We start from the raw sequence: 6274 nt of genomic DNA, 5'->3' as shown, positions 1-6274 counted from the left end.
GAAAAAATGAGGGGAAAGTATGTATCAAAATCAATTTGATTGTCGTATATCAGAAGAAGATGTACAAATGTTACGTGCATTAGCTCATCCGCTTCGTCTTCGTCTTGTTATGGAACTAATGCAGCGCGGCGTTTGTAATGTAACACAATTGCAGGAAGTATTAGAAATTCCACAATCTACAGTATCACAGCATTTAACAAAATTAAAGCAAAATAAAGTTGTCCGTTTTGAAAGACGTGGTTTAGAAGTATATTATGAAGTGCACAATGAGAAAGTAAATAAAATTTTAAAGACATTATTTTCTTAAAATTGAAAAATTGTGAAAAAAGACATGTGCTTGTACATGTCTTTTTTTCATTACCAGATTATGGAGAAATAAATAGAGAGGCGGGGATAAAATTCATCCAGACACGGCAATATAAAAAAGAATAGGAGGGAACAATGATGGATATAAAGCGAGTAAAACAAATTTTATCATCATCAAGTAGAATTGACGTTACATATCACGGTATGCCTGTTTGGATCGAAAGCTGTGATGAGACAAGTGGGCTTGCGAATGTACACGATATAAAAGCGCCACAAGAAACAGTACAAGTAGACATCACTGCATTAGAAGAGCATTAAAAAAAGCGGAGAAATTTCTCCGCTTTTTTATATTTATTCCATCATATGTGCAATTTTTTTAGAGAACATAAGAAGTATTAAACCTAATATAATAACGATAATACCAATGCTTGCGAATACTTCTAAATAACCTAATGATTGCGTGTAAGCAGCTAAGATACCAGCTAACTTGTTTGCGCATCCAGTACCAGCCATCCAAACACCCATTAATAAAGAAGCTAGCTTTACAGGAGCGATTGCACTTACCATAGATAAGCCGATTGGTGATAAGAATAACTCACCAATTGTATGGAATACATATGTGATAACGATGAACAGTAAGTTTGCTTTTACAGCAATATGAGCTTCATCACTACCTGTTTTTAGAACTGCTAATGTTAATACAAGGTAACCGATTCCTAACAGAATCATACCAAATGCCATTTTTGTTGGGATTTTTAAATCGCCACTTTTTGTTTTAGAAAGTTTTACCCATAACGCAGAAACAAGTGGTGCTAATAAAACGATAAACAATGGGTTAACAGATTGGAACCAAGAAGTTGGCATTTCCCATCCGAAAATAGAACGATCAACGAATTTATCTGTATAAAGAGTTAAAGAACTACCTGCTTGTTCGAAGCCCGCCCAGAAGAAGACAACGAAGCAAGTTAAAATAATAATTGCCCAAGTACGGTTTTTCTCTTGTTTTGTTAAAGGTTTTTTCTCGACTACTTTATTGCTAGTTGCTGATTTTTTACCAACAATTGTTGTTCCGATATCACCAAGATAACGTTTAGCTAGTAAGTTAAAGAGAACTTGACCAATAATCATACCGATACAAGCAACTAAGAAGCCGTATTTGTATCCTTTTACCATAACGCCGTTAACAGTTGATGTAAAGAAATCTTCTGCTAAGAAACCACAAAGTAACGGTGCAATTAAAGCGCCTAAGTTAATACCCATGTAGAAGATTGTGAAAGCAGAGTCGCGTCGTTTATCGTGTTCACCGTAAAGTGAACCTACAAGAGTTGAAATGTTTGGTTTGAAAAATCCATTACCGATAATTAATAATCCTAATCCTAAATAAAGTCCAGTTGTTGTATTCATTGAGAAAAGAACAAAGTTACCAATCGCCATGATGATACCGCCAATAGTAATCGCGTGGCGTTTTGTTATAAAGTGGTCAGTTAACCACCCACCAATAATTGGCGTGAAATATACGAGCATTGTAAATGTACCATAAAGTTGTACAGCGGCCGCTTTGTCAAGCCCTAGTCCCCCGCTAACAACTGCAGTAGTTAAATAAAGAACTAAAAGACTACGCATTCCGTAGTAACTAAATCTTTCCCACATTTCTGTAAAGAACAACAAATATAATCCCGGAGGATGTTTCTTAGGTGATTGTTGTTCTTCAGCTTTGTTTAACTTTACAGCTGCATCCATTTTCATTCCTCCTAATCTTGTTAAACGGATATTTATGTAATCATTTTAATTTACAAAATATTTAGAAGTCAATAGTATTATATGGAAATAGAATAAAAAATTTTGTAAATTCTATAAAAACATCTTCCGTTATCGTATTTTTCCCCTGAAAAACTTAAAATAAGCGTTTTCAAGTGTATTATTTCTTGTTCGGAAAGAATGTAAAATAATCACTAATCAGAAAATTTTAACTAAATAAATTTTTCTGATATAAAAAACTCTTATTGGAGATACTTTAAGAATATAACATATCTTGAATAAGAATACAAAATAAAAAACAACTCCTATATTACGAGAGTCGTGTTTATTTGCATTTTTCACATCCAAATCGTGACCGCTACTTGCTGTCTCTTTTTGTTTGAAACGTTGTGTGTGGCAGAAAAAAGACCCTGACCACTTCTATGCACGGCCAGATGCTCTCGTCCATCTAAAAAAGAAAAGGATTTTCATATCGTTTCTTTAACTTATACATTTTTTATTCCGCTATTCGTGGGCAGTAAAGTGGGAAACACGGGGAAGAAAACTGCTGGCATGTGCCCGATTGGTGAGGGCTAATAATCGGTGGGGGATGAAGAAAACCCCCACTGATTAAAGTTTCACTTTATTTTGTACAAGAAAATAATAGAAACAGAGGGATACGCAGCCTACGTGTATATTCTTCCTCACTTTGAAAATGCTGCAACTCCGGTGTTGCTTCGCGTAAACTAGTAATCGTAAAACCAGCTTTCTGTAAAGATATGAAGTATTGTTCAATTGTCCGGTGGTATTTAATCACTTGTTCATTAATCCATGGCTCGACGCGTTTGCCAGTTTGAAAATAATCATCAACAAGCCAGCTTGTTCGTTTTCTAGTACTTTGTAAGCTTTCAAATGCAGAAGTGATAACGGGATGTTGAACACTAAAAGCAAAAGTACCGCCAGGTTTTAGTGTTTGAAAAATTTGTCTGAAAGTATCATCAATATGTTCAATATAGTGAAGGACAAGTCTAGATGTAACGATATCAAAAGTAGAAGATGGGTATGCATAGTCTTTGAGGTTTAAAAGATGGACGATTCCATTTGTATGTTGTAATTGTTTTTGAGCTTCTTCATACATGCGATGGGAGCCTTCAATTCCGGTATAAGATTGACAGCCTTTCTGTAATAGTTCTACTCCAAATTGTGCATCACCGCAGCCAAGATCAAGTATACTTTTATCTTTTATATGGCCAAGTAATTGTAAGAGAGCAGGCTTTTCAATCGTGTCGTTTGGATTATCCGTTCGATGCCTACGTTTCATGTATTGTTCAAAAAATAAGTCCTCATTATAAACGTCAGATTCTGTATAAGACATTGTATCCTCTCCTTGAAAGCGTTTTTTTAATTCTACCAAAATCTAAATAATAATAATAGATTTCCGTCATTATATAAGATATAATCAGTATATGTAAGCGTTTACTTTAAACTATTTTCCTATAACAATTTTAAAAAACGTGTTAAGCTAATAAAGGGAGTATGATATGAATCCATTTTGATTTTTCGACATATAAATTTCTGCTTTGTAGCAACAAAAGGAGCTTGTACTCTCTTTGTTTTTACTTCGTATGTGGTAGAAAGAAGGCCCTGACCGCTTCTATGCATGGCCAGATCCTCTCGCCTGCCTAATAAACAGAATAGTTTTATGTCGTTTTTAATTTGGATTTATATAGGACAATACTTTCTTTATATGAACGATAGGGAGGTTTCACGATGTCTAGCAAAACACTTGACAATTTTTTAGTAGAAAACCTAGAGGATTTAAAATCAAAGGGGCTTTATAACGTTATTGATCCGCTTGAAAGTTCGAATGGACCAATCATTACAATTGGCGGAAAAGAATATATTAATTTATCTTCAAATAACTATCTTGGATTAGCAACAGATGAGCGTTTAAAAGAAGCAGCAATCGGCGCGATTCATAAATATGGTGTTGGTGCAGGAGCTGTTCGTACAATTAACGGTACACTTGATTTGCATATTAAATTAGAAGAAACAATTGCGAAATTCAAACATACGGAAGCAGCAATTGCATATCAATCTGGATTTAATTGTAATATGGCAGCGATTTCAGCTGTTATGGATAAAAATGATGCAATTCTTTCTGATGAATTAAACCATGCATCTATTATTGATGGTAGCCGTTTATCAAGAGCAAAAATTATTGTTTATAAACATTCCGATATGGAAGATTTACGTAAAAAAGCGATCGAAGCAAAAGAATCAGGTCTTTACAATAAATTGATGGTTATTACAGATGGTGTATTCTCAATGGATGGCGATATAGCAAAACTACCAGAAATCGTTGAAATTGCAGAAGAGCTAGATTTAATGACGTATGTTGATGATGCACACGGTTCTGGCGTACTTGGAAAAGGTGCTGGTACAGTAAAACATTTTGGACTATCTGATAAAGTAGATTTCCAAATCGGAACATTATCGAAAGCGATTGGTGTCATCGGTGGATATGTTGCTGGTAAGAAAAACTTAATCGATTGGTTAAAAGTTCGCTCTCGTCCATTCTTGTTCTCAACCGCGTTAACACCAGCTGATGCAGCTGCTTGTATGAGATCAATTGAAATTTTAATGGCAAGCACTGAGCTGCATGACCGTTTATGGGAAAATGGCCGTTATTTGAAACAAGGCTTAAAAGAGCTTGGCTTTAACATTGGCGAAAGTGAAACACCAATTACACCTTGTATTATTGGTGATGAAGTATTAACACAACAATTTAGCCAACGTCTAAATGAAGAGGGCGTATACGCGAAATCAATCGTGTTCCCAACTGTACAAAAAGGAACAGGACGTGTTCGTAACATGCCAACAGCAGCACATACGAAAGAAATGCTTGATGAAGCAATTCGTATTTATGAAAAAGTTGGAAAAGAAATGGACATTATTTAAGACATTTACATCTATGAAAGCTTGCTAATGAGGAGTGGAGAAAATGAAAAAAATTCTAGTAACCGGTTCTTTAGGTCAAATTGGTTCTGAACTTGTAACGAAACTTCGTGATGTATACGGTGCATCAAACGTTGTTGCAACAGATATTCGTGAAACAGATAGCGAAGTTGTAAAGTCTGGCCCATTTGAAATTTTAGATGTAACGGACGGTCAAAAATTACATGATATTGCAAAGCGTAATGAAGTGGATACAATCATTCATTTAGCAGCATTACTTTCTGCAACGGCAGAAAAAAATCCGCTATTTGCTTGGAACTTAAACATGGGCGGTCTTGTAAACGCGTTAGAAGCGGCACGCGAGTTAAACTGTAAGTTTTTCACGCCAAGCTCAATTGGTGCATTCGGTCCGACAACGCCAAAAGATAATACGCCGCAAGACACCATTCAGCGTCCAACTACGATGTATGGGGTAAACAAAGTAGCTGGAGAACTTTTATGTGATTATTACTATCAAAAGTTTGGTGTAGATACGCGCGGTGTGCGCTTCCCTGGTTTAATTTCATACGTTGCGCCTCCTGGAGGAGGAACAACTGACTATGCAGTTGAAATTTATTATGAAGCAATTAAAAAAGGCGCGTACACTTCTTACATTGCAGAAGGAACATACATGGATATGATGTACATGCCAGATGCATTGCAAGCGATCATTTCTTTAATGGAAGCAGATCCAAGTAAGTTAAAACATCGCAATGCATTTAACATTACAGCAATGAGCTTTGAGCCAGAACAAATTGCGGCATCTATTCGTAAACACATTCCAACATTTACGATGGATTACGCTGTTGATCCAGCTCGCCAAAAAATTGCAGATAGCTGGCCAAACTCAATTGACGCAACAGCAGCAAAAGAAGAGTGGGGCTTCAAAGCAGACTATGATTTAGACAAAATGACAGCAGATATGCTGGCAAAATTAAAAAAAAAATTAGAAGCTGAGATGGTACTTAGCTAATTGAATCGGCTTTTTCTTATTTACCTCATTCAGTATCGGGATATTGCCTTTCCGTTTCTTCAAATTGTTTTTCATATTCGTAGCTAAATGCTTTATCCCGCTATTCGTGGGCAGTAATACTCCCACCTCAAAATTCGGCGAAAGCATTGTCCAGCTCCAGCGGCTAGAATCTCCGGCCGTTTCGCCCCCTTGGACGAGGCAAAAAGCGCCTCTCTGTCAGGGGCGCAGGCGTCCTGCAATTCTGGCGAGCCGCTTCCGCTT

Annotated in this window: 6 protein-coding genes; 4 read left to right on the top strand and 2 right to left on the bottom strand. The window is 36.3% G+C overall.

Annotated features, from left to right (window positions below):
• Nucleotides 1-19: 19 nt before the first annotated feature.
• Together V7024_RS13585 and V7024_RS13580 are read left to right on the top strand one after the other, a co-directional pair.
• On the top strand, nt 20-307 hold the full coding sequence (locus V7024_RS13585) for an ArsR/SmtB family transcription factor (protein WP_098917118.1): 288 nt from the start codon (nt 20-22) through the stop codon (nt 305-307).
• A gap of 137 nt (nt 308-444) precedes the next feature.
• Nucleotides 445-624 (top strand): acid-soluble spore protein H, encoded by a 180-nt coding sequence (locus V7024_RS13580; protein WP_335520843.1) that lies wholly within the window; start codon nt 445-447, stop codon nt 622-624.
• A gap of 33 nt (nt 625-657) precedes the next feature.
• Here V7024_RS13580 and V7024_RS13575 read toward each other — a convergent pair whose 3' ends face one another.
• Together V7024_RS13575 and V7024_RS13570 are read right to left on the bottom strand one after the other, a co-directional pair.
• Nucleotides 658-2046 (bottom strand): peptide MFS transporter, encoded by a 1389-nt coding sequence (locus V7024_RS13575; protein ID WP_335520841.1) that lies wholly within the window; start codon nt 2044-2046, stop codon nt 658-660.
• Nucleotides 2047-2686: 640 nt separating this feature from the next.
• Nucleotides 2687-3418 (bottom strand): class I SAM-dependent DNA methyltransferase, encoded by a 732-nt coding sequence (locus V7024_RS13570; RefSeq protein WP_335520839.1) that lies wholly within the window; start codon nt 3416-3418, stop codon nt 2687-2689.
• Nucleotides 3419-3813: 395 nt separating this feature from the next.
• Between V7024_RS13570 and V7024_RS13565 the strand changes: the two genes are divergently transcribed.
• Both V7024_RS13565 and V7024_RS13560 read left to right on the top strand, forming a co-directional pair.
• Nucleotides 3814-5004, top strand: coding sequence for a glycine C-acetyltransferase (locus V7024_RS13565; RefSeq protein ID WP_335520837.1), 1191 nt, complete (start codon nt 3814-3816; stop codon nt 5002-5004).
• A 34-nt stretch (nt 5005-5038) separates the two neighbouring features.
• Nucleotides 5039-6013, top strand: coding sequence for an L-threonine 3-dehydrogenase (locus tag V7024_RS13560; RefSeq protein ID WP_335520835.1), 975 nt, complete (start codon nt 5039-5041; stop codon nt 6011-6013).
• Nucleotides 6014-6274: the final 261 nt, after the last annotated feature.

The organism is Bacillus sp. JJ864, from assembly GCF_036963045.1.
GTDB lineage: Bacteria > Bacillota > Bacilli > Bacillales > Bacillaceae_G > Bacillus_A > Bacillus_A pseudomycoides_C.
This window is presented reverse-complemented; position numbering and strand designations above follow the sequence as displayed.

Excerpts from the sequence above, each read along its gene's own strand:
- V7024_RS13585 (WP_098917118.1), top strand. The coding sequence starts at position 20 with ATGTATCAAAATCAATTTGATTGTCGTATATCAGAAGAAGATGTACAA.
- V7024_RS13580 (WP_335520843.1), top strand. The coding sequence starts at position 445 with ATGGATATAAAGCGAGTAAAACAAATTTTATCATCATCAAGTAGAATT.
- V7024_RS13575 (WP_335520841.1), bottom strand. The coding sequence starts at position 2,046 with ATGGATGCAGCTGTAAAGTTAAACAAAGCTGAAGAACAACAATCACCT.
- V7024_RS13570 (WP_335520839.1), bottom strand. The coding sequence starts at position 3,418 with ATGTCTTATACAGAATCTGACGTTTATAATGAGGACTTATTTTTTGAA.
- V7024_RS13565 (WP_335520837.1), top strand. The coding sequence starts at position 3,814 with ATGTCTAGCAAAACACTTGACAATTTTTTAGTAGAAAACCTAGAGGAT.